Raw genomic sequence first — 23,688 nt, 5'->3', positions numbered from 1 at the left:
CTCCGAAAATCGGCTGATAAACTTGCTCTGCACACTCCAGCAACTGAAGGCGGCCTCCTTGGGAAAATCAAACTCCGGCAACGATGAGCAATCGCCGCGTGAAGGCTCAGCCGCCTCGTCGCAACCATCCAAAAATTCAACCATCCACAAGGAAGCCCGCGCGCTCCGCAGCGACGACCACGCCATCGTCTCCACCGATCGCCACGTCCTCGCCAACGACCGCATCAAGGGTCTCGCCCGCCGCACCTTCAACAAGCATGTGCTCAGCGAAATCGGTGGCTTCGCCGGCCTCTTCCAACTCGACGCCGAGCGCTTCCCCGACCCCGTCCTGGTCTCCACCACCGACGGCGTCGGTAGCAAGCTTGAGCTCGCCATCCAGCTCGGCCTCCACTCCAGCATCGGCGCCGACCTCGTCAATCACTGCGTCAACGACATCGCCGTGCAAGGCGCCACGCCTCTCTTCTTCCTCGACTATTTCGCCGCCGGCCAAATCGATCCCGACGTAGTCCAGCAAGTCATCAGCGGTCTCGTCGACGCCTGCAAAGCCAACGCCTGCGCCCTCCTCGGCGGTGAAACCGCCGAAACCCCCTGGCTCTACGGCAACTCCGACTACGAACTCGCCGGCTTCATGACCGGCGTCGTCAGCCGCCCCCGTCTGCTCTCGGGCGATGCCATCCGCGAAGGCGACTGCCTCCTCGGCCTCCCCTCCAACGGCCTCCACACCACCGGCTATGCGCTCGCGCTCAAGCTGCTACTCGAGACCGCCCACTACCGCCCCGATCAGTACATCAACGAGCTCGGCGACAAGGTCGGCGCAGCCCTCATGCGCCCCCACCGCAGCTACCTCGCGCCCATCCGCAAGCTCATTCAGGCGGAAGTCGTCACCGGCTTCTCACACATCACCGGCGGCGGCCTCACCGAAAACCTTCCCCGCATCCTCCCCCGCGGCCTCGCCGCCCACGTCGACCTCTCGGCTTGGGATCCACCACCATTGTTTACGCACCTGAAGGAGCTCGGCGGCCTCGATCACGACGAGATGTTCCGCACCTTCAACATGGGCATTGGCCTGGTTGCCGTCGTACCCGCCGACCTCATCAAAAAAGCGCGCCTGACGCTCACCCGCATGAACGAGCGCTCCATCATCCTCGGTCGCGTGATCCGCAAATCCTCGCCCCGCATCCTCTACAGCTAAAAATTGCTTTGCAGATCTAGCGCCCCGGCGCAACCATCCCCGCGAACTGCGTCCGATACACGATCACGCCCAGAATCAGCACCAGCGCCTGGAAGTACAGGAACGTCCGCGTGCTCGGCTTCTCCGGCTCAGGCCCAAAGGCTCGCCACGCCATGCCCAGGCCCACGATCAAAAAGATCCAAAGCGTGGTCGGCCCGAAGACCTCTCCATTCGTAATCGACAACGCAAACAGAACCACGCACGTCGTTGCAACCAGCCCACGCTGCAGCCGCGACAACGCATACGTAGCCTGCGCGCCATCCAGCCCCAGCAACGGAAAGAGGTTCAGAAAATTAACCCACGCGCCTACATACACCAGCACCATGAAAATTGGCGCATGCGTCGACAGGAAAAATCCATAACAGGCAAACACCGCAAACAACCCATAGAGCGGCCCCGCCAATGAGATCGAAGCCAGATCCTCCAGCGACACGCCCTGCCCATACCAACGCACATACGCGCCCATCATCGGCAAAAACACCGGCAACTCAGCCTTCAACCCTCGCCGACGCACCGCCACGTAATGTCCCATCTCGTGGATGAACAGGCACGCAAGAAATCCTGCCGCAAACTTCCACCCAAACAGCACCCAGTAAATCCCGAAGAACGCCACCAGGCTCAACAGGAACTTCAGCTTGAACACTAAAAACAGCAGCGACTTGATCTTCAGCAAAAACAGCGCAATCGGCGCAAACGGCCCCAGCCGTTTCGTCCACTTCGTCTTCTGATCATCAGCCGCTTTCAATCGCGCATCAATCTGCGCGATATGTTGCCGCACGCTTGCCGCCTGCTGCGTCTCTTCCGGCAGCCACGCTAGCGCCGACCGCCACCGTTCCCGCGCCTCCACCCACTTCTGCTCCTGCTCCAACTCCTGCGCCGATCGCGCAATCTCGGCCAGGTGCACCCCATACGTCAGTGTCTGGCAGTCTGGACACGCCAGCGTACCCTCAGGCAGCCAATGGCTGCACGACGGGCAATTGTGGATCACCTCAGGCGGCGCGGGTTCAGGCGGAAGTACGGTTGCATTCGTAGTAGACACTGCATTCACATTCTATTGGACGCGCCCCAATCCCAGACGACGCGCGCACCAAATCGCTCCTCATCGCCGATTCCGAATCGCTCCCAACCGACCGTCTACAATCGCTCCCGTGCTTCCCGCCTGCTCCTCATCACCCTCACTCTTGCCCTCCCTGTGTCCCTGCACGCCCAGCAGCCCCCTCCGCCGTCATCGCGGACCCCGCACCGCGTCGCGTCCTCCCACGCACTCCCTACATCTAACCCCCATGTCCAAGCCGCCCGACAGCCTCTTCACCCCGCTCACCCAGCGCAGCATCACCCTCCCCAACCGCATCGTCGTCTCCCCCATGTGCGAGTACAGCTCCGTCGACGGCCACGCCAACGACTGGCATCTGGTCCACCTCGGCAGCCGGGCAATCGGTGGCGCGGGCACCGTCATCACCGAAGCCGCCGCCGTCAGCCCGGAAGGCCGCATCACCCCCGGCGACCTCGGCATCTACTCCGACGACCACATCCCCTTCCTCTCCCGCATCACCACCTTCCTCAAGGAGCATGGCAGTGTCCCCGGCATCCAACTCGCGCACGCCGGCCGCAAAGCCAGCATGTCCGTCCCTTGGGTCACACCCTCACACACCGTCTCCCCCGCCGATGGCGGCTGGACCAACGTAGTCGCCCCCTCAGCCCTCCGCTTCCACGACGAGTACCCCCTCCCCAACGCCCTCGACCGCGCCGGCATGGACAAGGTCCTCGCCGACTTCACCGCCGCCGCCCACCGTGCAGCCGCCGCCGGTTTCCTCCTCGCCGAAGTCCACTCTGCCCACGGCTATCTCGCCCACGAATTCCTCTCGCCCCTCTCAAACCAGCGCACCGACGAGTACGGCGGCTCCTTCGCCAATCGCGCAAAGTTCCCCATCGAAATCATCCGAGCTGCCCGCGCCGCCTTCCCCGCCAACCTCCCAGTCTGGGTCCGCGTCTCCGCCACCGACTGGGTAGACGGCGGGTTAACTCCCGATGAAATCGTCCAGTTCGCCAGCCTCGTCAAAGCCGAAGGCATCGACCTCCTAGACGTATCCTCCGGCGGCAACGACCCTCGCCAACAGATCCCCATCGGCGCCGGTTACCAGGTAGCCTTCGCCGACCGCATCCGCCGCGAAACCGGCCTCGCCACCGGAGCCGTCGGTATGATCACCGATCCCGCCCAGGCCGACCAGATCATCCGCACCGGTCAAGCCGACGTAGTCCTCCTCGCCCGCGAACTCCTCCGTGAACCCTACTGGCCCCTCCGCGCCGCCGACCAGCTCCACCAACCCGCCAGCTGGCCCATCCAGTACGAACGCGCCGCCCAAGGCAAAGTAATCCGCCGCCAACCCCTCAAGACCGAGTAAACAACTCCACCACCACCCTCACGCGCTCTTTTTGGCGGCTGCGCGGAAACCGCTTCGTTCTCGTCAGCTCGGCGATCCCGTGAAGGCTCGCCCAAAATAATTCCGCTAGAACCTCCGCCTTCGCATCCCGCCCCTCAAACAATTCCAGAAGTTGGGAAAACCCGAATCGCAGCTCCGGAGGAGTGTCAGGCGCGCCGAACGGCACGCTCAGCCCGAGCGAAAACATCACCTCATACAGTGCCGGGGAAGACGCCGCAAACTCCAGATACGCCTCCGCGACCGATTCCACCGCGCTCTCCCGCTTGCTTCGCTTCCGTGCCTTCTCAAGCGCCAGCCCTAGCTCCTGGAACCCCTCTACAGCCACCGCCGTCAAAATTCCCTCACGGCTTCCAAAATGCGCGTACAAAACAGGTTGGCTGTACGAGATTTCGTCAGACAGCCGCCGCACCGTTACGTTCGGCCACCCCTCAAGCTCTGCGATTTTTCGTGCCGCACGAAGGATCTGTGCCCGGCGGGCCTGCCTGTCCCGCAACTTTCTTTCCGCAATCCGGTTCGTCGCCAACGTCTCCGCCATTGATAGAAATTATAGCGCTGCTAGAAAATTAGGCAAATTTCCGAACCCTCGAGTTCTTCATTGCATCCATTATAGCGTTGCTAGATTTTCTATCAAGGAGATTTCCTATGTACAACGCTATCCCCCTTTCCGTAGCCGCCCTCATCGCCGCTGCCGTCATCAGCATCGGTTCGTTCTACCTCTGCTCGCCACAACGAATCTCCCCATCCTTCGGCCTCAACCCGCCCGCATCCGACCCCGACACCCGCGCCTGGCTCCGCCTCAAAGGAATCCGCGACGTCGGTTCCGGCCTGGTCATCCTCACCCTGATGCTCACCGTAGGCGCGCACACGGTAGGCCTGGCTATGCTCGCCTTCGCCATCATCCCTCTCGGCGACATGTTCATCGTGCTCACCTCAAACGGATCGAAGTCAAAAGCCTTCTCCATCCACGGTGCAACCTGCGCGGTAATGCTCATCGCCGGCCTCTTCCTCATCCAAATCCTGTGAGCCAGAAGCCCTGAGCGGGTCTCGCCCACCACCACCGCAGGAGCGCTCCCTCATCCCAACTGAGCGCTCACAACCGGGAACTGACAACTCCCCACCATCCCCACCCAACTCTTCAAGTATCCCTCGAACCCATGTTAACCAACCTGACACCCTGTGCACTCATAGGTGAACCATAGGCGGAACCGCCCTTACCACTAGTTCAATCCGTCTGCGATCCTATACGTTAGTAACTCAAAGCTTAGTGACGTCACATCATCCAATTCGCAAGGCAGTTACTCCCGAGCCAACCGTCATTCCGGACAAGCTCTATTTCCGCATTGGCGATGTAGCCAAGCTGTGCGATGTGCCCGCCTACGTGCTCCGCTTCTGGGAAACCGAGTTCCCCCAACTCAAGCCCAACAAAGGCGGCACCGGCCAGCGCCTCTACCGCAAGCGCGACGTCGAGATGGCTCTCCGCATCAAGAGCCTGCTCTACGACCAGGGCTACACCATCCCCGGTGCCCGCCAGGTCTTCTCCACCGAATCCAAAATCAAAGAAGCCCCCGAAGCCGCGCCCCAGCTCGCCGCGGCGCCAGCCCCGACCCCCGCGCCCCAGCCCGCATCCACCGTCGACATCGGCGAAACCATCCGCCAGGAAGCCCACCGCCGCGAGCAGCTCTCCACCCTCCGCGCCGAACTCCGCTCCCTCGCCGATCTCCTCGCCAAGCCCGCCTCCCCCAACCATCCCGCACCTGCCGCCGCTGTCGCCGCAGCACCCGCGCCCATCGAGTCCAAGCCAAAATCCCCGCGCCCCCGTCTCGTCCTCGAGCCCAAGCCCGACGCCAAGGCCCCCCGCCTCCTCGACCAGGGCGACCTCTTCCCCTCCGAGTAACCTGCCGACAAGTTTTTCGTCGTCATCCCGGCCCTGAATGAAATGAAGGGGAAGGACCCCCGTATTGGCTGTTGCCCTTGCCCTTGCTGTTGCTGTTGCCGTTGCTGTTGCTGTTGCTGTTGCTCGTTTTACGCCGTCATCCTGAACGTAGTGAAGGACCCCTGTATTGGCTGTTGCCTTTGCCGTTGCTGTTGCTGTTGCCGTTGTCGTTGCCCTTGCCTTTCTTTCTGTCATTCCCTTCGGGAATCTGCTTCTGAGCCACCAAACGAGTACCTGACCCCATGACCGCCTCCGCCCCCTCGCTCCCGACACCTCCCGCACCCCGGAAGCGCACCCACACCGCCGGCTCAGCCGCCATCCTCCTCATGCTGAGTTCCTTCGGCTCCGGCCTGCTCGCGCTCGTCCGCATCCGCTACGTCAACTCCCTCTTTGGAGCAGGCGCCGCTCAGGACGCCTACCGCGCCGCCTTCACCCTCCCCGACCTGCTCAATTACTTCCTCATCGGCGGCGCCGCGTCCATCTCCCTAATCACCATCCTCAACCGCTATCGCGAAGCCGGCGACGAAGACGGAGGTGACCGCGCGCTCTCCGTCATCCTCACCACCATGCTCGTCGTCCTCGGCGCCGGTGTCCTGCTCGCAGAAATCTTCGCACCCGAATACGTCTGGCTAGCCAACAAAGGCTTCCGCTCCGATCCCGTCCGCGCCGCGCTCTGCACCGCCCTCACCCGCATCATCCTTCCCGCGCAGCTCTTCTTCTTCATCGGCAGCGTCATGAGCTCGCGCCTCCAAGTCCGAAAAATCTTCATCTACCAGGCCTTCACGCCGCTCATCTACAACGCTGGCATCATCCTAGGCGCCGTTCTCCTCCACACCCGCATCGGCATCTACTCGCTCGCCATCGGCGTGATCGCCGGCGTCCTCATCGGCTCCGCCCTGCTCAACACTCTCGGAGCTTTCCGCACCGGCTTCCACTACACCCCGCGCGTCAACTTCAAAGCCCCCGCCTTCCTCGAGTGGCTCAAGCTCTCTCTCCCCCTCATGATCGGCGTCTCGCTAGTCATGTTCGACGGTATCTTCCTCAAGTACTTCGCCTCCGTCCAACATGGCGGCATCACCCTTATCGGCAACGCGAAGGACCTCTTCAACGCCCCGTTCAACGTCATTGGTGCAGCCGCCGGCGCAGCCTCTCTCCCCTTCTTCGCCAGCCTCTTCCAGCAAAATCGCAGCTTCGACTTCTCGTCCTCCGTCGGTCGCAGCGTCTCCCGTCTCTTTGCCGTTGCCATGCTCGTCTCTGCCTGGATGATCGCGCTAGCCCCCTGGCTCATGGACCTCTTCAAGAGCGGCAAATTCAATCACGCCGACGTCCTCTCCGTCACCCACCTCTTCCAGATCCTCGCCATCACTCTCCCGCTTTGGGCCGTGCAGGGCATCTACGCCCGTGCCTTCTATGCCGCATCCGACACGCGCACCCCCGCCATCACCGGCACCATCATCACTGTCCTCTCCGTCCCTCTCTACTGGGCGCTCTTCAAGACTCACGGTCTCACCGGCCTCGCCATCGCCTCCGACATCGGCATCCTCATCCAGACCGCGACGCTCGCCATCCTCCTCCACCGCAAGCGACTCGTCTCGCTCACCCACCTCGAATACACCGAGCTAGCCCGAGCCCTCGCCGCCGCACTCGTCGCCTTCGCGGCCGCCTATGCCGCCGTGCAAACTCTCCTTCGTGCCCTTCCCAACCTCCAAGGCCACAAAGCCGACCTCTTCATCCTCTCCACCGGAAGCCTCACCTGGGCGGTCGCCGCGTTCCTCGTCCTCCTAGCCTTGCGCTCCAAACTCCCCGCCCAAATCCTCCGCCGCAAAACTGCCTGACCCGTCAACCTGTAGCCAACTGAGAACTGAGAACGGACAACTGAGAACCTGTTCCACCCTCTCTCCCTCCCCCTTCACCCCGCGTTTCCCGCCACTTACTGTTCCCGCTTCGCCCCACCCCCTCCGCGCAGGTAGAATAAAAGAGTTCCTCTGACACGATTTGCATCGTATGGAGGAACGTCCGGAGACCAATGCTGCCGCCACGCCCGTGGCAACGTGCAGCACGAGGGGCCGGTCGTCGGGCGCTCTGTTTTTACCCGAGCGCGTCCGGCTATCTGATCTAAGGAGCTTCCCGCTTTGTCTACCAACACCGACCGTTTCCTCTTTACCAGTGAGTCCGTGACCGAAGGTCACCCCGACAAAATCGCCGACCAGATCTCCGACGCCATCCTCGATGCCTGCCTCGCCGAAGACCCCTACAGCCGCGTCGCCTGCGAAACCCTCACCTGCACCGGCCTCGTCGTCGTCGCCGGGGAGATCACCACCAAGGCCTACGTCGACTTCCAGACCCTGGTCCGCGAGACGGTCAACAAGATCGGCTACGATGACGCCATCAAGGGCTTCGATTCCAAAACCTGCGCCGTAATCTCCACCATCAACCGCCAGTCCCCCGACATCGCGCAAGGTGTCGACACCGGCGGCGCCGGCGACCAGGGCATGATGTTCGGCTACGCGACCAACGAGACCCCCGAGCTGATGCCCACCCCTATCTCGCTCGCCCACAAGCTCGCACACAAGCTCTCTGAAGTTCGCAAGAACGGCAAGCTCCCCTACCTCCGCCCCGACGGCAAGTCGCAGGTCACCGTGGAGTACGACGCCAACAACAAGCCCATCCGCGTCGACGCCGTCGTCATCTCCACCCAGCACGCCGAGTTCTCCGATCGCGACCCCAAGAGCACCCTCACCAACGAGCAGCTCCGCGCCGAGATCATGGAGCACGTCATCCAGGCCGTTATCCCCGCCAACCTGCTCGACGCCGACACCAAGTACCACATCAACCCAACAGGCCGTTTCGTCATCGGCGGGCCGATGGGCGACACCGGTCTCACCGGCCGCAAGATCATCGTCGACACTTACGGCGGCATGGGCCGTCACGGCGGCGGCGCCTTCTCCGGCAAGGACTCCACCAAGGTCGATCGCTCGGCCGCTTACATGGCGCGCTACGTTGCCAAGAACATCGTCGCTGCCGGCCTCGCCGACCGCGTCGAAGTCCAGCTCGCCTACGCCATCGGCGTAGCCGAGCCGGTCAGCATCCGCGTCGACACCTTCGGCACGGGTACTGTCTCTGAGCCCCGCCTCATCGAGCTGGTTCGCGAGAACTTCCAGCTCACCCCCAAGGGCATCATCGAAAGCCTCAACCTCCGCCGTCCCATCTTCAAGCAGACCGCAGCCTATGGCCACTTCGGCCGCACCGGCGACGCCTTCACCTGGGAAGCCACCGACAAGGCAGCAGCCCTCAAATCTGGAGCCGCAGCCGAACTAGCAGCCAAGTAACGTTCGGAGTAGCAGCGGGCTTTAGCCCGCGGGATACCAACCACCACCACGCTGGGCTTTAGCCCCGGCGCAACGCAAAGGGCGAGCCACCAGGTTCGCCCTTTGCATTTGCTTCTGCCGTTGTTGTTGCCGTTGCTCGTTTCACGCCGTCATCCTGAGCGCAGCGAAGGACCCCCGTATTGGCTCTCTCCCGTTCTTCCTTCCTCCACTCTCTCTTCGGTCTTACGACGACGCCGGGTGCCCCATTCATGACGATGGCTCCATCATCGGCATGAGTGGGTGACGGTGCCAGCCTCACCCACAACCATCTCAGCACCCACCAACCCAACCCCCGCCGTCCGCGCAGGACCTCACCGCGCCGTCCCCTCAAACGTAATCCGCCGAATCACCACCGGCTTCAGCGGCCGGTTATGTTCATCCCGCGGCACCCGCGCAATCGCCGCCGCAACCTTCACCGAAGCATCATCGCACTGCCCAAAGATCGTGTAGTTCCCATCCAGCCGATGATTCGGCGCCTCGGTAATAAAGAACTCGCTCTCATTCGTATTCGGCCCAGCATTCGCATACGCCAACCGCCCCGGCCGATCAAAATTCAACCCCGGCACAATCTCATTCTCAAAATGAAATCCAATGTCGCCGTCGCCAGATGGATCCCCCGGCAAATCCGCATTCTGAATCATGAAGTCCGGAATCACCCGCCGAAAACTAAGCCCGTCATAAAACTTCTTCCCATGCATCTCCACATGCGTCGAAGGATTCTTCCACTCCTTCGTCCCCTCAGCGAGCCCCACAAAGTTCGCCACCCCAATCGGCGCCTCTTTGTCGAACAGCCTGCACGTGAGCGTACCCATTGTCGTCTCGATCACCGCAGTAGGCCCCGTAGGCTCCGGTGAAGGAATCGCCGCCATCGGCATCGGCACAGGATGCGGTGTCACCTGCGCCAACGGCACCGCCGCCGCGACTGCCGGCATCGCCTCTCCCTCCCGCACCACCGCAATATGATTAATCGCAATCGCCTCCGCCGGATGATTATCCGTGCTCAACAACGCATGAGAGATCGCCGTCACCACCGGCAGCGATGCATCATCGCACTGCCCAAACACCGTCCCGCGCCCCTCATATTCCTTGTCCGCGTGATCCAGCACATAAAACACCGAGCTACTCGTAAGCTCCGGCGCCTTCCCAACAGGAGCCGCCTCGCCCGGCTGCGGCTTGTACTTCGCCATCACCAACCGACCCGCCCTCTCAAATCCCAACCCACTCTTCTCCATAGGAAACGGAGGCCCCGCCGTTCCCAGCAGCCGCCCCAACCTATCTCCGCCCAGAATTCCATCCGACGTCCCCGCCAACCCCGTCCCGTCATAGAACGGCTTCCCATGCACCATCTGATCCGTAGCAGGATCCTTCCAGTCTTTACTCCCCTCCGCCAAGCCAACAAAATTCGCGACCGTCACCGGCGCCTGCTTGTCATACAGCCTGCACGTAATTCTCCCCATCGACGTATCGATCGCCACAGTCGGCCCCGTCGGCTCCACAACCTTCGCCGCCGCACTCGCCCCATGCCGAGCACCTGCATGCGTCTGTGCGAATCCCATCATCCCCACGCCCAACATCAACCACACCGCAATGCTTGCCTTCAACATGAACACTCCTCGCTATAAGCGCTGGCGCGATTGTAGCAATCCAATACCAACGCCCATCCAGCGCAGATTCCGCTAGCCCGCCTCTTCGCATCCGTGTACTCTCCATCTACCGGGCTCGTCTAATCCCTCAGGAAACATCCGCACGTCCATCCAGGAGATTCGTTTGAACCTTCGCGGCTTCACTGCACCCATCTGGCTGATGGGCATGTCGAACCTATCCTTCGGCTTATACGCGGGCTTCATCACACTCTCTCTGCCTCAATTACTCGCCGCGCAGCACGTACCGGAAGCGCGTATCGCCACCATCACCGCTACCGTCTTCTCCGGCGGCATTTGGGTCTTCCTGCTCGGCCCCATGCTGGACGTCCGGTTCAGCCGCCGCTTTTACGCAACCCTCTTCGCCGCGCTCGCCGGAACTTGCCTCACCCTCGCCCTGCTCAACCGTACGAACCTCGCGCTACTCGAGCTCCTCATGCTCATCGGCTTCGCGTCCGCGCAACTCTGCACCAACGCGCTCGGCGGCTGGCTCGCCACCATCGTCCATCATCACGACGAGAGCAAGCTCAGCTCCTGGACCTGGGCCGCCTCCTTCGGCGGCAATGGCCTCATGGCCATCCTCGCCGGCGAACTCGTCCGAGCCCTCCCCATTCAACTCGCCGCACCTCTCCTCGGCATCATCGTCTTCATTCCCACTGCCATCTTTCTCGTCATGCCATCGCCCGGGCCTGACCGCCGCCTTGCCCGCGAGAGCTTTACTAAATTTGTTAGCGAAGTCCTCGCCGTCGTTCGCCGCCGCCAGGTCCTCATCGCGCTCGCGCTCTTCGCTTCACCCTGCGCCTCCTTCGCTCTCACCAACACTCTCGGCAGCATGGGGTACGACTTTCACGCTTCAGAACGAATGGTCTCGCTCGTCGGCGGCGCAGGTCTATCTCTCGCTGGCATCTTCGGCAGCCTCATGTTCGTTCCCTTCGCCAAACTCCTCCCCCTGCGGCCTCTCTATCTCGCCATCGGAGCAGCCGGCGCGATCTTCACCACCAGCCTCCTGCTCCTGCACCACACCCCCGCCACCTTCGGCATCGCGATGGTCGGCGAAAACATCTTCCAGGCCCTCGCCTACACCGGCATCACCGCCATCTCATTCGAAACCATCGGCCGCAACAATCCCCTCGCCGCCACTCAATACAGTCTCTTCAACGCCGCCTCCCTCATCCCCATCATCTACATGCAGGTCATCGACGGCCACGCCTATAGTTGGCACGGCGTCACCGGCAGCTTTCTCGCCGACGCCCTCTTCGGCCTTCTCGCCTGCGCACTCCTCGGCCTCATGCTCCGACTCCTTCGCACACCCCAGCCTCACCTCTCAGAAGTCGCGCAATAACCGCGAATCGGCCCCGATAAGGTACAGTCAGAGCAGCCCAACCGTACATTCACAGCATCTCAATAACCAGCACCCGCGTGTCTCTTTCGAGTCCCTGTCTCTTGCAAATGTTGGTGTGTCCCACCGATCTCTGTCCCCCGAAAGGCACCTTTGCTGATCCAATCCGAGTACGACATCCAATTTCATCTCCTCCAGCCCACACCCATCGTGGCGCTGCTGCATCTCCATCCCAAGCACGACGTCCACCTCGCCACCGTCCCCGGCATCGACGCCGACGATCGCCTCCACGCCGAACAACTCGGCCCCAACAAAGAGCCCATCCAGGACGTCCCCGTCGACGAGTACCTAGACTCCTTCGGCAATTGTTGTTCCCGCTTCCTAGCCCCCGCCGGCGACCTCCGCCTTCACGGCCGCAGCATCGTCACCGCCGACGACTTCCCCGAGCTCCAAGGCTTCAATCTCCCGCAAACCCCCATCGAACTCCTCCCCGCCGAAACCCTCCAGTTCCTCCTCGCCAGCCGCTACTGCGAAGTCGATCTCTTTGGCAGCATCGCGCACGATCTCTTCGGCCACCTCGGCACCGGCTGGGCCCTCGCCGCCACCATCCGCGACTGGGTCCACACCAAGGTAGCCTTCGACTACAAAAAAGCTCGCCCCACCATGACCGCCATGGACGTCTTCTCGGAGCGCATCGGCGTCTGCCGCGACTATCAGCACCTAGCCGTCACCCTCACCCGCTGCATGAAAATCCCCGCGCGCTACGTCACCGGCTACATCGGCGACATCCGCGTCCCCTTCTCCGGCCCCGGCGACTTCAGCGCCTGGTACCAAATCTGGCTCGACGGTCGCTGGTGGGACATGGATGCCCGTCATAACTATCCGCGCACGGGCCGCATTCTCATGGCCACCGGCCGCGACGCCGCCGACGTAGCGATCACCACAAGCTTCGGCCGCGCCGACCTAACCCACTTCTACGTAGACTCCTTCGAAATCGACGCCCACGGCAACCGCGTCCCCTTAGTCCCCACGCTTGAAGCCCCACCACCCGCGCCCCCCACCACCTAGGTCTCAACTCGAGGCTCTGCACGAAGCAAAGGCGCCAGCCTCCAAGCTGGCGCCTTCCGTCTTTGCACTTGCATTTGCTTTTCTGGCTGTCATTCCGAGCGCAGCCGGGGTCCCCAACGGGCGTTCTTTGCCCGCTGGGGTGGGAGCGAGGAACCTGCTGTCTCCCGTTCTTGCCGTTGCTCTTAACGCCTACCGCGCCGCCACCACCGCCGGCTCCTTCGCCCCGGCACTCAACACCGTCCAGGGCCCAGCCTTCATGTCATGCAATATCGGCTTCTGCCAAGCAAACTCCGGATGCGCCTTGAAGAACGGCTCCGCCAGAAAATCCTCTCCGCACGGATGCCCCGCTCTCCCAATAAACGTCATCTTCTCCGCCATATCCGAATCCATCACCTTGCCCGTCACCGCACCACTCGGGCTGAACGGCGGATTCCCCCACACTGGCTCTCCCACCGACGACGTCTCCTCATGCCCGCACAAACTCCTCTTCCCCGCATCCACCTTCTTCTCATACGTATCGAAGTGGTCAGACAAATACGCCTCCGCCAGCGCAGTATCCAGCTTCCCGTAGTGCTCCTTCATAAACGCCAGCGCCCGTGCATGCCGCGCATTCATCGTGCTCTCCGGATTGTTCGGATCAAACCCCGGCGTGTCATCGCGAATCACCATCGGGTCCTGCGAAAAGTTCGCGCTCACAAAGAACCCATCCTTCTTCACCGTCAGCGGAGTATGCCGCAGCCCCAGCTCCAGGTAAGCAATCTCGTTCGTCTTCCGATCCCCAATCAGCCACGAGTTCGCATACCCACCGTTATTCCCCTTGCGCATGATCTCTGCGTACTCGGCAATCGAACTCGCATACTGCATCGCCTTGCGCGACCGCTGAAATTCCGGGATCCCATTCACATCGAATCCCTTCGCCATCGGCAACGTCGTCTCAGTAATCATCAGCCCCGCCGAGTTCACCCCGAAATCATCCTGGCTCGTAATCAAACCCGGCAAACCATCCATAAAGAAATGCAAACCCTTCGCCGGCACCACATCGAACGCAATGGCCCAGCGCTCGCCCTCCGCATACGAGGACCAGTTGCTGTGCGCGATCACGATCTTCCCGTCTTTCGTCGCGGAGCCAGTAGCAATAAACGCGCTGCACTTCCCCGGAGCCTTCGCCGCCGCTGGATTCGGCTTTCCCTCCTTCGCATTCACCATAGGCAAGTAGTAGCCGGTCAGTTCTTCATTCCCGTTGATCGCCACCACATCCCACAGATCCACCTTCGATCCTTGCGCCTTCAACCCTTCAGCAATCCCCTTCAACTCCGCCTGATACTCCGGATCCAACTTCGGCCACAGCACATTCTTCCCCGCCTGCCGAAAAAACTCCCAAGACCGCTTGTACTCATTCACCCCCTCAACCGAGTACACCTGCACGTTGTCCTCAATCTCCCGCGCCAGCAGATACCCATGCTGAAACCCAATCTCTTCCGGCGTCCCTGAGAGGTGCACATACGTCCACCCACCCTTATGGAACTTATAAGAATCCCCCAGTCGCGCATCAGGAGCAGCGGCAACAGCACCCAACGCAGCGACCGACGGAATCGCAAGAAGAAACAGGGCGGCCAAACGCACAGCAAGACGCATAACGATTGCTCCTGAACACAAACAGTAGATTTTAGAATTAGGACCCGCAGCGGATGATTCCAAGTGTAAGCCATCCCACCCGCTTCGCTTGGACGAGCACCCTGCATTTCGAGACACATTCCTTCAACCGCTTTGCGTCCATCTTCACGAAAATGGACAAACTGTCATCCAGCCTCAAGCCCATCGCTCACTCGACCGATTTAGCATAAGGCACGGAGCACTTCACCAACCCAGGGACCCGCATCGATGCTCTCGCGCCGCCGCTTCACCCAACTCTCGGCCATGACTGCCGGCGCGATCCTCGGCGCCGACAAGCTTCTCGCCGCGGCCCCATCCGACATCACCCTCGAGCTCGCCCCCTACCTCCTCGAAGCCTCGCCCAAACACCACATCCGCACCCTCGCCTACAACAACCAGGTACCCGGCCCGCTCCTGCGCATGCGCCAGGGCCGCCCCACCTCCGTCACCATCCGCAACAGCACGCCCGACCCCGAAATCGTTCATTGGCACGGCCTCTTCCTTCCCTCAGAGATCGACGGCGCCATGGAAGAAGGCACGCCCATGATCGCTCCCGGCGCGTCCACGCACTACACCCTCACCCCCGACCCGCCCGGCTTCCGCTGGTACCACACCCACGTCCGCGCCGGAAGCGATCTCAGCAAAGGCCTCTACAGCGGCCTCTTCGGCTCTCTCCTGATCGAACCCACCAGCCACCCGGGCGACTACGACACCGAAGTCTTTATCGATCTCCACGACTGGAGCGGCCACTTCGAATCCAGCAACGACGGCAACATGGCACCCGCCTACGACGTCTCCACCATCAACGGCAAAATGCTCGGCTTCGGCGAGCCCATCCGCGTGAAGCAAGGCCAGCGCCTCTTACTCCACGTCCTCAACTCCAGCGCCACCGATGTCCACTGGATCGCCTTCGCAGGCCACACCCTCCGCGTCATCGCCCTCGACGGCAACCCCGTCGCCACACCGCAGTCCGTCCCCATGATTTCCCTCGCCCCCGCCGAACGCGTCTGCGTTCTCGTCGAGCTCAACAACCCCGGCGTCTGGATCCTCGGCGAAGTCCGCAAGCACATCCAGTCCGCCGGCATGGGCATCGTCGTCGAGTACGCCAACGCAACCAACAAACCGACCTGGATCCAGCCCGAAGAACTCGTTTGGAACTACAGCCAATTCGCTTCGGCCGGCCAAGTCCCCGACAGCAAAGAAGAACCCCACCGTATCGACCTCGTCTTCGACGCGAAGTTCCACGGCCACGGCGCCGAAGAGCAGTGGCTCATCAACGGCAAGTCCTACCCCGACACCGACCAGCCCATCCTCACCGCGGGCCAGCGCTATCGCCTCGTCATGAAAAACAACAGCATGGACGCCCACCCCATCCATCTTCACCGCCACACCTTCGAACTCCGCCGAGTCAACAACAGCCCCGAACTCCACGGCATCATGAAAGACGTAGTCCTCGCCCCCCCCAACCTCACCACCGAAGTTGAATTCACCGCCAACAACCCCGGCCTCACCCTCTTCCACTGCCACCAGCAAGACCACATGGACCGCGGCTTCATGATGGTGTTTCGCTATGCGTAAGCTTTTTTCTCTGCTAGCTCTGACCCTCTGTGCGATCGCCCACGCACAAGGAAACTACGAAATCCAGGTCTACGGCGCCGACACCGTAGCTCCCAAAACCCTCATGGTCGAGCTCCACTCCAACTTCACCATCGAAGGCCAGAAGAACACCATCGACGGCGTCTACCCGACCAACCACCAGCTTCACGAAACCCTCGAGCTCACCCAAGGCATCAACAACTGGTCCGAAGTCGGCTTCTACGTCTTTACCAGTTGGCAGGACGGCCACGGCGTCCAATGGGTAGGCGACCACATCCGCCCCCGCGTCCGCGTCCCCGATAGCTGGCACTGGCCCGTCGGCGTCAGCCTCTCCACCGAAATCGGCTACCAGCGCCCGGAGTACTCCCCCGACACGTGGACCTGGGAGATTCGTCCCATCATCGACAAGTCCATGGGCCGCTGGTATCTCGCCTTCAACCCCGCGCTGGAGCGCACCCTCCACGGCCCCGACGTCAACCAGGGCGTCGGCTTCTCCCCTGCCTTCAAAGTCAGCTACGACTTCACCCCCATCATCAGCGCCGGCTTCGAGTACTACGCTGACTATTGCAGTATCACCACGCCCTGCGCCGTCCACGACCAACAACAACAGCTCTTCGCCGTCACCGACCTCAACGTCTCCCCCAACTGGGAGATCAACGTAGGCATCGGCATCGGCCCCACCTCCGCCACCGACCACCTCATCGTCAAAGGCATCCTCGGCCGCCGCTTCAACTGGGGCAAACACCCCGACGTCCAGTAGCTTCCCTCCCAACTGCGCTGCCCACGATCCGTCATCTCGACCGGAGCGGAGCGCAGCGGAGAGATCCCAGCATTGGCACTACTACTTGCTTTTGCTTTTTGGCTGTCATTCCGAGCACAGCGAGGAACCTGCTGTCTCCCGTTCTTCCCTCATTCCTCCCTGCGCCCTCCCTTACTTCGCGCTCGCTCCAATCGCGTCCAGCTCCTTCAGCGTCTCCGCGTTTAGCTCCAAATTCTCCACCGCCAGATTCTCGCGCAGATGTCCCACCGACGACGTACCCGGAATCAGCAGCACATTCGGCGACCGATGCAACAGCCAAGCCAGCGCCACCTGCATAGGCGTAGCTCCCAGCCGCTCTGCAATGTCATTCAGCTCAGACGACTGCAGCGGCGAGAACCCTCCCAGCGGAAAGTAGGGAACATACGCAATGCCCTGTTTCGCGAGGTCATCGATAAACCCATCATCACCGCGCTGCGCCAGGTTATACATGTTCTGAATGCACACGATCTCCGTCATCGCTTGCGCGTCTTTCAACTGCTTCGCTGAAACCGTACTAAGCCCGATATGCTTCACCAGCCCCTGCTGCTTCAACTCGACAAGCGCAGTGAGCGGCTCCTCAAACGGCTCGTCCTCAGGCGCAGCAAATCCCCCAAGCCGCAGATTCACCACATCCAGCGCATCCAGTCCAAGATTCCGCAGGTTGTCATGCACCGCGTCGATGATGTCCTGCCGCGAGCGAGCATGTGGCCACGATCCATCGCTGCCACGCCGAGCCCCCACCTTCGTCACGATCACCAAGTCCTTCGGGTAAGGATGCAGCGCCTGCTTAATGATTTGATTCGTCACGTGCGGCCCATAGAAGTCGCTCGTGTCGATATGATCCACGCCTGAAGCAACGGCCTCGCGCAGCACAGCAATCGCCTCTGGAACATCCTTCGGCGGACCCCACACCATCTTCTGGCCATCTTTCCCCGCCAACTGCATCGCACCATATCCCAGGCGCTTCACCGACATCGTCGTTCCCGGAAACGTAAACGTCCCGCCCAACTTCTCTTTTGTCTCTGCCATGAATCCTCCAACGGCCCAGTGCATCAACCCTATCTGAACCATAAAAACTAAGCTGAATCAGCTTGCGTAGTGTTAGATGAAGCTATCTTCAGTTTCGGAGTTCGCATTTGCCCACCCTCCTCAAACCCGCACTAAAGCCCCGCAAAACCCCCATCCAGGCCCGCTCCAGCGCCAGTGTCGACGCCATTCTTCAGGCCACCCTTCAGGTTTTGACCTCGGTCGGTAAGGAACGCCTCACCACCACCCGCGTCGCCGCACGCGCCGGCGTCTCCGTCGGCACCCTCTACCAATACTTCCCCAACAAGAGCGCCCTCCTGCAAGCCTGCCTCCGCGTTCACATGGACCAGGTCCGTGGCGCCATCGAAACCGCCTGCGCACAGCACCGCTCCGCTAGCCTCCTCGACATGGGCACCGCCCTGATCTTCGCCTACCTCGACGCCAAGATGCAGAACGTCAAAGCCAGCGCAGCCCTCTACGCCGTAAGCTCCGACGTCGACGGCGCTGCCATTGCCAAAGCCGCCGGCCAGCGCTCCCGCCGTGCCATCGTCGATCTCTTCGCCACCGCCAAAGAACCCCTCACCAAGGATCCCGAAGTCATCGCCAACGCCGTCGTCTCGGCACTCAACGGATTTTCCCGCAGCCTGCTCGAATCAAAATCCCCCGAGCTCCAACTCGAATCCATGCGCGACGAGCTCATCGTCCTCGTCCACGCCTACCTCCGCACCTGCGTCCGGTAATTTCCGCAACCCGCTTATTGCACCATCCCAATCGACTTCAACCACACGTCCACCAACTGCGGCCAATCCGTGATCGCATCCTTCGTGTGCCGCAACCCAAACGCATGCCCACCCTGCGCATACAGGTGCAACTCCGTCTCCACACCCGCATTCTTCAGCGCAATGTAATACGCCAGCGCATCGTCGACATTATCTTCGTGATCATCCTCCGCCTGTAGCAAAAACTGCGGCGGCGTATCCTTCGTCACCTTCAGATCAGGATTTAACGACAGCTCGTCTGCCCCCGGCGCAATCTTCAGCGGAAACTTCTTCGCACCCCGCTCGGCATCCCACTCCGCCGCGGCCAGCGATAAGTGTCCCGGATACACCACCACCCCAAAATCCGGCCGACAGCTCTCGTCATCCGCGGCATCTCGCCTCGCATACAGCCGCTTCGCATAATGATTGCTGATCGCCGCCACCAAGTGCCCGCCAGCCGAGAATCCCAGCACCCCCACCTTATGCGGATCGATCCCCCATTCCTTCGCATGCAGCCGCACCAACCCCATCGTCCGCTGCGCATCCTCCAGCGCGAGCGGCGACTCTGGGTACGGGCCCGACTTCGGATACGCCGCCCCTACATACGGCTTCTCCCCCGGCACGCGATACTTCAACAGCACGCACGTCACACCCCGCGCCGTCAGCCAGTCGCACACCTCCGTCCCCTCAAGATCTATCGCCAGCACCTCATATCCACCTCCCGGAAACACCACCACCGCCGCTCCGGAATTCCTCCCAGTCGGCGAATACACCGTCATCGTGGGCACTCCCACATCCTCGACCGAAGTCCAAGGCTTCCCTGCCACCAGGTCTTTCCCGCCCGTAACCACCATCATCTCCTGCCCCGCCGCCGCCTGCGCATCCGGCGAACTCCCCGGCCATATCGCTACCTGCTTATGCCCCCCAGAAGGCTGCCAACCCTGCGCCCTCGCGCACCCGACCGCAACCATCACACTCACTGCAACCATCCAGAATTTCATCGCAATCCCCGGCGCCGCATCCCTCTGCGGCTGAGCCGAGTCTAGGCACTACGCCAACGGAATTTCTGTGCAAGTCTTCGCGCGTATCACCTCAGTCAACACACAGCAGCAGCGCCTACATGAACTTGACGCCGCTCTCCCCAATCACCGTAAACACCTTGAACAGTTCCGTCATCCCCAGCAGGTGACTAATCTGTTTGCTCAAATGCATCAACTCGACGTCGCTGCCCACTGACCTCCCCGCCACGTACAGCCGCACCAACGAACCCAACCCGCGGCTATCCGTATGCTGCAGATCTGCCAGGTCGAGAACAATCCGCTTGTTCGCCGGCATCAGCTCGCGGACCGTCTCGTAGAAACCATCCTCGGTCCCCGCCACCAACCGGCCATGACACACCACCACCACGCAGTCACCCGCACAAAACTTTATCTCGGTCGTCAGAACAGCTAAAGCCGGTAAATTCTCAGCCATTGAAGAACTCCTGGACGCAACATAAACACCTGGCCCGGAACCCCGAAATTATCGCACGCTGCCCCTGCCTCTTACTTGGGCGGCGCGTTCTTCACGTACTTATCAAACCAGCGCAGCATCTCGTAGATCAGTTGCTCATTCGACTCCATCGCCGAGTACCAATGCGGCTCGTGCGGAAGCAACACCAGCCGAGCCGTCCCGCCATTCCCACGTAGCGCCTCGTATAGCCTGATCGACTGCAGCGGTATCGTCCCCGGGTTCGCGTCCTCCGCTCCATGCACGATCAGCAGTGGCGTCTTCAGCTTATCGGCATAGAAAAACGGCGACACCTTCATGTAAACATCCGGAGCCTCCCACACCGACCGCTGCTCGTTCTGAAACCCAAACGGCGTCAGCGTCTTGTTATACGACCCACTCGTAGCAACCCCCGCACGAAACAAATCAGAGTGCGCTACCAGATTCACCGTCATCAACGCACCATGACTGTGCCCAGTCACGCCAATCCGATTCGGGTCTGCCACACCCAGCAGCACGGCCTCATCGACAGCCGCCTTTGCATCCGCGACCAACTGTTCCGTATACGTGTCGTACGCTTTCTTCGGATCGCCCACAATCGGGAACGAGGCGTCATCAATAATCGCGTAGCCCGCAAGCAGCAGCAGTCGATATTGATACAGCTGCGTGAACCGTTCCTCCGACCCAGTCACCTGCCCTGCCTTCGAGGGATCGGCATAGTCCTCTGGATACGCATACAAAATCGCCGGAATCCGCGTGCCCTCTTTGTACCCCGGCGGGGTATACAGCGTGAATGAAAGATCCATTCCGTCCGCCCGCTTGTACTTCACCAGCCGCTTCTTGATCGCGCGCACCTCCGGCGACGGATCAGGAATATGCGTGATCGCCACTCTCGTCGAAGCAAACATCGCTTCTCCAGCTGGCGCATCCACATGCTTCCCAAGCGTGCGCTCGTACGCATTCGGCGGATCCATCGGCGACTGTTCCCACGTCAAAAACTTCCGCGTGTCCGGCCCAGTGAACGACAAAAACCGATCATACGAAGTCTTATCGCTGCGAAACAGCCGCTCATATGTCAGCGTCTTCACATCGAAACGATCCAGAAACGGCCGATCTCCCTCCGGCGACGACCCAATCCCCGACAAGTAAATCCAATCCCCATCCTGCCGCATCACTTGAAATCCGTTAGCCAGTTGCATCGTTACCGGCATACCCGGGTCGGCGTAATGTTCGTCGCTCGACAGATCCCATATCTGCCGAGGCTTCTCTTGCGGATCGTCAAAGTCCACGATCAACGCGTGCCGCATATGTTTGTTGTTGTCGTACTCATACACCAGCGCAACACTCGGACGCTCGCTCCAATCAATGCCGGAGTAGCGCTGCTCGGTCTGCACAACCTCCACGGCCGGCGACGTGAACGGTGCCTTCTGCAGCATCACCTTATCGCGCTTCGGAACCTCCACATTCCAGTCGCCCTTATCCAACGCCTCAGCCCAAACCAGCGTCGCCGGATCCGTCGGCCGCCACTCAAACTCGCGCGGCCCCAGCGCCACGCCTCGAATCGGTACCCGATCCGCCAGCGGCAGCGACGCGATCGTATGCTTCGTCACCCCTGCGCGATCGGAGATGTCCCATACCTCGACCTCGTGCGGAAAGCGATCGTACGTCGTCACATACGAGTAAGGCTTGTGAATCGCGCTCACTAAAATATGCTGTCCATCCGGCGCCGCCGACACATCGTCAAGGTTCGCAGCCTTCCCTACCGGCGTGATCGCCCCAGTCCCTGCATTCACCAACGCCAACTGCGATGCCGCGTAGTAATCGAACAAGTCTTCATCATGCTTATTCCCCAGCGTGTCGCGATTCTCATACGTACTGCTCTGGCCCGTCTGCCCACCCGTCTCCTGGATCGCCGGCCCAATCGGCACCACCGGCTCGGGCGGAGGCCCGCCCATTCCGTCCGGCACCAGCTTCACCAGCAGCGCCTTCTGATCCGGCATCCACTGCATCTCCGCACCGAACATCGGATTCAGCCGCACGCCGTCCACGCGATGCACCGCACCCGTCGCCGCGTCCCCTATCCAAAGCTCCACCGAATCGACAGCAATATTTGCGAACGCAAACTTCTTTCCATCCGCCGCCCACACAGGCTCCTGCGGACACGAAGGCTCAGGCAACGCCACATGCACCGGCGCCCCACCCGGAATCGTCGCCAGGTCAAACGAAGTCGCGCATTCCGTAATCCCATACCCGCCCGGAGTGTCATGCTTGCTATGGTTCTTCGGCTCAACCCGCACGCCCGCCAGCCGCAGATATGGAGTAGCCACCCGTGCAATCGACGGGTAAAGCTGCCACACCACCAGAAGCATCTTGTCCTTCGTAGGACTTACCACCGGCACCGGCGGCAACGGAGCCCGCATCACATCCAAAATATTCTTCGGCGGCAAATCATACCCAGAAGTCTGACCCACCATGTGCAGCGACGCACACGCGATCACTATACCAACTGCACAAGACCCCAAAGACCGTTGCAAACGCATACGCTTCCTTTCAAAACTCTTGAGCGCCGCGCGGAAGTTCCTGGCAGCCTCAACAGTTGATGTCTAGGCAAGATACTGTTGCTGAATTCTATAGTGACCGCCGGGTTACCGGCCAAATTACATTTACGTGTCTGATCGGTCGACCTACGGCCCGCTGGCAAATAGATACATAAAGGCTCGCAACCATGTTGCTGCGATAGCATCATTAGCATGGCCCGAGCAAGGAGTCCGGAAAAACGACAGGCGCTTCTTCAATCGGCCGTGCGCGAGATTGCTGAAAGCGGCCTCGGCGCGTCGACCGCAAGCATCGCTAAGGGAGCAGGTCTCGCCGAGGGAACGATGTTCACTTACTTTGCCTCGAAAGAAGATCTGCTCAACGAGCTCTACATCGAACTGAAGACTGAAACATATCGACGAGTTCACCTGGATTTTCCGGACCGATCTGGACTACGGGAACGTGCCCGGCATATTTGGACGGAGTATCTGCGGTGGGCTATCGATAAGCCGCAGGAGCGCAGAGTCTCGATGTTGCTGCACCTCTACCCGGCCATCTCAGCCGACACCAAGCAACAGGTTTTTCCAGAGCGTGGAGAGATATCGCAGACCCTTCAGGAACTTAGCAAGCGTGGCGCATTCAAGGACTTGCCCCCAGGCTTCGCCGCCTCAGCAATGATCGCCATGCAAGAGGCTGTGATGGAGATGGTTACGAAAAAGCCAAATCAAAAAGCCAAACTTATCGAGCAGGCCTTCGATGCCTTCTGGCGAATGGCGAAATAATTTTTCCCCCGATCTTAATAAATGAGCAACC

Annotated in this window: 20 protein-coding genes; 12 read left to right on the top strand and 8 right to left on the bottom strand. The window is 61.1% G+C overall.

Going from position 1 to position 23,688, the window contains the following annotated elements:
- Window positions 1-58: 58 nt before the first annotated feature.
- On the top strand, window positions 59-1,192 hold the full coding sequence (gene purM / locus GSQ80_RS20785; protein WP_254059827.1) for a phosphoribosylformylglycinamidine cyclo-ligase: 1,134 nt from the start codon (window positions 59-61) through the stop codon (window positions 1,190-1,192).
- A gap of 16 nt (window positions 1,193-1,208) precedes the next feature.
- Here purM and GSQ80_RS20780 read toward each other — a convergent pair whose 3' ends face one another.
- On the bottom strand, window positions 1,209-2,270 hold the full coding sequence (locus tag GSQ80_RS20780) for a site-2 protease family protein (RefSeq protein ID WP_158789570.1): 1,062 nt from the start codon (window positions 2,268-2,270) through the stop codon (window positions 1,209-1,211).
- A 244-nt stretch (window positions 2,271-2,514) separates the two neighbouring features.
- Between GSQ80_RS20780 and GSQ80_RS20775 the strand changes: the two genes are divergently transcribed.
- Complete coding sequence (locus GSQ80_RS20775) at window positions 2,515-3,633, top strand: NADH:flavin oxidoreductase/NADH oxidase (RefSeq protein WP_158789569.1); 1,119 nt, start codon at window positions 2,515-2,517, stop codon at window positions 3,631-3,633.
- On the opposite strand, the gene GSQ80_RS20770 is transcribed toward GSQ80_RS20775, so the two are convergent.
- Window positions 3,620-4,165 (bottom strand): TetR/AcrR family transcriptional regulator, encoded by a 546-nt coding sequence (locus GSQ80_RS20770; RefSeq protein ID WP_254059826.1) that lies wholly within the window; start codon window positions 4,163-4,165, stop codon window positions 3,620-3,622. The genes GSQ80_RS20775 and GSQ80_RS20770 overlap by 14 nt on opposite strands.
- 149 nt (window positions 4,166-4,314) lie before the next feature.
- On the opposite strand from GSQ80_RS20770, the gene GSQ80_RS20765 reads away from it, so the two are divergent.
- The 4 genes from GSQ80_RS20765 (at window position 4,315) to metK (ending at window position 8,934) form a co-directional block, all read left to right on the top strand.
- Window positions 4,315-4,695 carry a DUF4267 domain-containing protein gene (locus tag GSQ80_RS20765; protein ID WP_158789567.1) on the top strand — a complete coding sequence of 127 codons (381 nt, stop codon included), beginning with the start codon at window positions 4,315-4,317 and terminating at the stop codon, window positions 4,693-4,695.
- A gap of 241 nt (window positions 4,696-4,936) precedes the next feature.
- The gene (locus tag GSQ80_RS20760; protein WP_216850503.1) at window positions 4,937-5,566 is read left to right on the top strand and encodes a MerR family transcriptional regulator; all 630 of its coding nucleotides are present in this window, start codon (window positions 4,937-4,939) and stop codon (window positions 5,564-5,566) included.
- Between the two features lie 281 nt (window positions 5,567-5,847).
- The gene (locus tag GSQ80_RS20755; RefSeq protein WP_158789566.1) at window positions 5,848-7,440 is read left to right on the top strand and encodes a lipid II flippase MurJ; all 1,593 of its coding nucleotides are present in this window, start codon (window positions 5,848-5,850) and stop codon (window positions 7,438-7,440) included.
- Between the two features lie 297 nt (window positions 7,441-7,737).
- Complete coding sequence (metK, locus tag GSQ80_RS20750; protein WP_158789565.1) at window positions 7,738-8,934, top strand: methionine adenosyltransferase; 1,197 nt, start codon at window positions 7,738-7,740, stop codon at window positions 8,932-8,934.
- A gap of 350 nt (window positions 8,935-9,284) precedes the next feature.
- On the opposite strand, the gene GSQ80_RS23790 is transcribed toward metK, so the two are convergent.
- On the bottom strand, window positions 9,285-10,577 hold the full coding sequence (locus GSQ80_RS23790; RefSeq protein WP_305794653.1) for a peptidylprolyl isomerase: 1,293 nt from the start codon (window positions 10,575-10,577) through the stop codon (window positions 9,285-9,287).
- Window positions 10,578-10,740: 163 nt separating this feature from the next.
- Between GSQ80_RS23790 and GSQ80_RS20735 the strand changes: the two genes are divergently transcribed.
- On the top strand, window positions 10,741-11,955 hold the full coding sequence (locus GSQ80_RS20735; RefSeq protein ID WP_158789564.1) for an MFS transporter: 1,215 nt from the start codon (window positions 10,741-10,743) through the stop codon (window positions 11,953-11,955).
- A 150-nt stretch (window positions 11,956-12,105) separates the two neighbouring features.
- Window positions 12,106-13,020 (top strand): transglutaminase family protein, encoded by a 915-nt coding sequence (locus GSQ80_RS20730; protein WP_158789563.1) that lies wholly within the window; start codon window positions 12,106-12,108, stop codon window positions 13,018-13,020.
- A 189-nt stretch (window positions 13,021-13,209) separates the two neighbouring features.
- Here the strand turns inward: GSQ80_RS20730 and GSQ80_RS20725 are convergent, their stop codons facing one another.
- Window positions 13,210-14,655 carry a C45 family peptidase gene (locus GSQ80_RS20725; protein ID WP_158789562.1) on the bottom strand — a complete coding sequence of 482 codons (1,446 nt, stop codon included), beginning with the start codon at window positions 14,653-14,655 and terminating at the stop codon, window positions 13,210-13,212.
- A gap of 246 nt (window positions 14,656-14,901) precedes the next feature.
- Here GSQ80_RS20725 and GSQ80_RS20720 point away from each other — a divergent pair, with 246 nt between their 5' ends.
- Entirely contained in the window at window positions 14,902-16,251 is a 1,350-nt protein-coding gene (locus tag GSQ80_RS20720; RefSeq protein ID WP_158789561.1) for a multicopper oxidase family protein, read from the top strand.
- Complete coding sequence (locus GSQ80_RS20715) at window positions 16,244-17,029, top strand: hypothetical protein (RefSeq protein WP_158789560.1); 786 nt, start codon at window positions 16,244-16,246, stop codon at window positions 17,027-17,029. The genes GSQ80_RS20720 and GSQ80_RS20715 overlap by 8 nt, the downstream gene beginning before the upstream one ends.
- Before the next feature lie 171 nt (window positions 17,030-17,200).
- Here GSQ80_RS20715 and GSQ80_RS20710 read toward each other — a convergent pair whose 3' ends face one another.
- Window positions 17,201-18,097 carry an aldo/keto reductase family oxidoreductase gene (locus GSQ80_RS20710; RefSeq protein ID WP_158789559.1) on the bottom strand — a complete coding sequence of 299 codons (897 nt, stop codon included), beginning with the start codon at window positions 18,095-18,097 and terminating at the stop codon, window positions 17,201-17,203.
- A gap of 107 nt (window positions 18,098-18,204) precedes the next feature.
- On the opposite strand from GSQ80_RS20710, the gene GSQ80_RS20705 reads away from it, so the two are divergent.
- The gene (locus GSQ80_RS20705) at window positions 18,205-18,834 is read left to right on the top strand and encodes a TetR/AcrR family transcriptional regulator (protein ID WP_158789558.1); all 630 of its coding nucleotides are present in this window, start codon (window positions 18,205-18,207) and stop codon (window positions 18,832-18,834) included.
- Window positions 18,835-18,848: 14 nt separating this feature from the next.
- On the opposite strand, the gene GSQ80_RS20700 is transcribed toward GSQ80_RS20705, so the two are convergent.
- The 3 genes from GSQ80_RS20700 to GSQ80_RS20690 all read right to left on the bottom strand — a co-directional run bounded on the left by GSQ80_RS20700 (window position 18,849) and on the right by GSQ80_RS20690 (window position 22,814).
- The gene (locus GSQ80_RS20700; protein WP_158789557.1) at window positions 18,849-19,853 is read right to left on the bottom strand and encodes an alpha/beta hydrolase; all 1,005 of its coding nucleotides are present in this window, start codon (window positions 19,851-19,853) and stop codon (window positions 18,849-18,851) included.
- A 115-nt stretch (window positions 19,854-19,968) separates the two neighbouring features.
- Window positions 19,969-20,325, bottom strand: coding sequence for an STAS domain-containing protein (locus GSQ80_RS20695; protein WP_158789556.1), 357 nt, complete (start codon window positions 20,323-20,325; stop codon window positions 19,969-19,971).
- A 71-nt stretch (window positions 20,326-20,396) separates the two neighbouring features.
- Window positions 20,397-22,814, bottom strand: coding sequence for a S9 family peptidase (locus tag GSQ80_RS20690; RefSeq protein WP_216850501.1), 2,418 nt, complete (start codon window positions 22,812-22,814; stop codon window positions 20,397-20,399).
- A gap of 276 nt (window positions 22,815-23,090) precedes the next feature.
- Between GSQ80_RS20690 and GSQ80_RS20685 the strand changes: the two genes are divergently transcribed.
- Window positions 23,091-23,657 carry a TetR/AcrR family transcriptional regulator gene (locus GSQ80_RS20685; protein WP_158789554.1) on the top strand — a complete coding sequence of 189 codons (567 nt, stop codon included), beginning with the start codon at window positions 23,091-23,093 and terminating at the stop codon, window positions 23,655-23,657.
- Window positions 23,658-23,688 lie beyond the last annotated feature (31 nt).

Source organism: Granulicella sp. L46 (genome assembly GCF_009765785.1).
In the GTDB taxonomy this organism is placed as follows: Bacteria; Acidobacteriota; Terriglobia; order Terriglobales; family Acidobacteriaceae; genus Granulicella.
This window is presented reverse-complemented; position numbering and strand designations above follow the sequence as displayed.